The 3,411-nt window shown below is 64.0% G+C and carries 2 protein-coding genes; one reads left to right on the top strand and one right to left on the bottom strand.

Annotation, left to right across the window (positions count from 1 at the left end):
- Positions 1 to 104: 104 nt before the first annotated feature.
- The gene (locus tag ACE03M_RS05195; protein WP_485933029.1) at positions 105 to 1,619 is read right to left on the bottom strand and encodes a DUF1684 domain-containing protein; all 1,515 of its coding nucleotides are present in this window, start codon (positions 1,617 to 1,619) and stop codon (positions 105 to 107) included.
- Between the two features lie 184 nt (positions 1,620 to 1,803).
- Here ACE03M_RS05195 and ACE03M_RS05190 point away from each other — a divergent pair, with 184 nt between their 5' ends.
- The gene (locus ACE03M_RS05190) at positions 1,804 to 3,183 is read left to right on the top strand and encodes a M18 family aminopeptidase (protein WP_485933028.1); all 1,380 of its coding nucleotides are present in this window, start codon (positions 1,804 to 1,806) and stop codon (positions 3,181 to 3,183) included.
- The last annotated feature ends 228 nt before the right edge of the window (positions 3,184 to 3,411 follow it).

The raw sequence follows: 3,411 nt of genomic DNA, 5'->3' as shown, positions 1-3,411 counted from the left end.
CACTAATTGCGGGCGGCGCCGGGCGCAATTAGTGACGTCGGGGAGGTTTAGTACGATTTGCTGCGCCTGAGCGTTGCGGTTTACCTGCCGACCGCTCCGTCGACTCAGCGGTGCTGGCGGATGAGGCACACCATGCGGTAGTCGAACTCTTCCCAGCTGGTGATCGGTGCGTTTGCCTCCATCGCCGCCTCGAACTCGTCGATCTCGTCGAAGTCCGACTCCAGCGGGATGTCGTAGGACATCTCGACGTAGATGAGTCCGCTTGCATCGGTGTGCACTACGTCGAACCCGGCGTTCTGCGGCGTCAGCTCATTGTTCATCACGATGAGCAGCTTGCCGTCGGTGCCCGCGTACTCTTCCTCGATGCCGTCGACATAACCCTCGGACTCGCGCAGTTCGCGCTGGGCTCGGATGACGAACTCGGCATACGCCCCGATGCCGATCACGGGGATGCGGGATGTCAGGGCCTCGGTCGCGACCTTGACCAGGCGCGACCTAGCCTTGCGCGTCAGCGGCGCGACATCGCCTCCGGACATGGCGACGCCGTCGAAGCCGACCAGCGACTGAGCATGGTGTTCGTGATTCGGGTTGAGCAGCGTGGTGTCGAGTCCGAAGCGGGCATACCACGGCCGGGTCACCTCGGCGCTCTCTTCGTCCCACCACACGTAGAACAGGAACGGCACGTTGATGCCGGCTTCCGAGAAGTAGAACGGCGGGGTGCGCTCCCCCGCGGTGACCTCGAAGGGAACGACGTTGCCCTCGATCGGTGCCGGGCAGGTGGCGAAGGCAGTGAACGCGAACGGGTAGTTGACGGCCCGGTTGAAGTCGACGACCAACGAGCCATCTTGGTTCGGGACACCGAGGTCGAGGGTCCTCCACGCGGGTGTGGAGACTCCATTCGTGGAGTCGTGGAAGTCGAGCTGCAGCCCGCTGGCCGGGTTACCTGTGGCTAAGAGCTTCACCTCGCCTGCCTCACTGGTGAAGGAGACGGTGCCGACTGCCGGAGTCAGCACGTTCAGGTCATCCTGTGCCGTGTTGATCGTGTGCACTTCAGGTTTCTCGAAAGGAGTGAACTTGGCGAGGAACACGAAGCTGAGGTTCGGTTCGAAGACGGGAACTTCGAAGAACTTGCCCAGCAGCGGCGACTTGGAATCGCGCACCCGGATTCCGATCCGTCCGGCACGGTCGATGAGCTCGTAGAGCACATTGCCGACGGTGAACCATTGGAGTGATCCACCGGCAGGCAGCTTCGCGCTGAATCCGTTCTCTTCGACCCGCACCTCGGGCCCTGCGATCTCGGTGATCTTCGGCAGAATCGTGGTGTCGCTCGGCACCGAAGCCGAGCTGGAAGGAGACGCAGCATTGATGCTGGGGCCTGCCTCGGCGGACTTGCTCAAAAGGTCGAAGGTCGCGGCAGCGGGACCGGCTTTGATCCCAGATTCAAGGGCCACACTGACCCAACCGTCAGCGTCGACGGTGAAGTTGCCGGGAGCGTCGGGCCAGGTCGTCGCATCGTCGAGCCAGTGCAGACCGGACACACTCAGCCAGCCGAAGGGAGTCGCCAGTGCCGAGTTCCTCGAATCCCGCCATGTGTTCCATTCGGTCACGAACTGGTTCACTTCGAACACTCCTTGTATTGCATTGCTTCTTGGCGCTTGTTCACGGGCTCTCGGGTGATGGACGGCGCAGCCCGAGCGGTCGATGGCTCCTGTGGCACCAGCCCCTCACCCGCTGCCGTGTCGACGCGGCCTCGAAGACCAATGCCCTTGTGGCCAAAGCTACCGCAAACGATAAGCTGTGAAAATGAGTACATCGCCCGTGAGACCACGTACGAAGACCCAGGTCGCAGCCGATCTGGCAGACTTCATCAGTTCTTCCCCCAGCTCCTATCATGCCACCGCGACGGCGGCTGCACGATTTGAGGCCGCAGGTTTCCTCCAACTCGATGAGCGCGAGAAATGGTCTCTCGAGCCTGGTCAAAGCCACTATGTCATTCGTGACGGTGCGATCATCGCATGGCGGACTCCGGCAAGCAAAGTCGGCGTCTCCGAGGCTGGCGCGGATGAACCCTCCAGCGACTCGAGTGAACTTTTCAGCAACTCGGGTGGACCGCCCGGCACGGTTCCCGGCTTTCGCGTGTTCGGTTCTCACACGGACTCCCCAGCCTTCAAGCTCAAGCCGGGCGAGGAGTTCACCGCCGAAGGAACTCGCCAGATCGGCGTCGAGATCTACGGCGGGCCGCTGCTCAACTCGTGGCTCGACCGGGAGCTCGCGCTGGCTGGGCAGCTCAGCCTCGCCGACGGTTCCGTCGTCCTCGCGCAGACCCCGCCCATCGCGCGCATCCCACAGCTGGCCATCCACCTCGACCGCCAGGTCAATGACGGCCTGACGCTGGACAAACAGCGCCACACCACCCCCATCATCGGCCTGGCAGGTCTGGCTGAAGCCGATGTCATCGAGATCCTCGCCGCCTCCGCCGAGGTGGATCCGGAGCAGGTCGTGGGACACGACGTCTACACGATCCCCGTTCAGTCCCCCGGGCTCTTCGGTGCCCAGGAGGAATTCTTCGCCGCGCCGAGGTTGGACAACCTGCTGTCTGTCCACGCCGGTGTCTCCGCGTTGGTCGACGTCGATGCTGCGTCGTTGGATTCCGTCGCACTCTTCGCCGGGTTCGACCATGAGGAGATCGGGTCGAGTTCACGCTCCGGTGCCTGCGGGCCCTTCCTCGCCGACGTCACCGAGCGCATCATCGCCTCCCTGTTCCCAGCGTCGACGCGCAGTGACTACCTGGCTGCACTGGCCTCGTCGATCTGTGTGTCCTCCGACGCGGGGCATGCGGCCCACCCGAACTATCCCGAACGCCACGACCCTCATGTCCGCCCCCGCCTCGGCGGCGGTCCGCTGCTGAAACTCAACGCCCAACAGCGCTATGCCACGGATGCGGTGGGCACCGCCGCCTGGTCGCAGGCATGTGCGAGGACTGGTGTTGAGTACCAGAACTTCGTGTCGAACAACGCGATGCCCTGCGGGTCGACGATCGGCCCGCTGACCGCAACTCGCCTGGGCATGACCACCGTCGATGTGGGCCCGGCACTGTATTCGATGCACTCGGCCCGCGAAATGGTCGCCATCGAGGATGTCGTGTCGCTGGGTGCGGCTGCGAAGGCGTTCCTGCAGGGTTGAGCGCATGCCCTCGGGGTGGTCGCGTGCCTTCGGGGTGGTCGCGTTCCCGCGGGGTGGTCGCGTTCCCGCAGGGTGGTCGCGTTCCCGCAGGGTGGTCGCGTTCCCGCAGGGTGGGGCTGAGTGCGGCGCTGTGGTGCCGTGGCCTTGGTGCGGTGCCGACATGCTGCCGAGAGGCTACTGGTTTGCGCGGAGTCGAGTTCTACAGGTTAAGTCAGGCTGAGTAGGTTG

Source organism: Brevibacterium sp. AGC70, from assembly GCF_057334195.1.
The sequence above is the reverse complement of the archived record's forward strand: the minus strand, read 5'-3'. Positions and strand labels throughout refer to the sequence as shown.

Bases quoted from the DNA above. Each gene is read 5' to 3' on its own strand.
- ACE03M_RS05190 (WP_485933028.1), top strand. From the start codon at position 1,804: ATGAGTACATCGCCCGTGAGACCACGTACGAAGACCCAGGTCGCAGCC.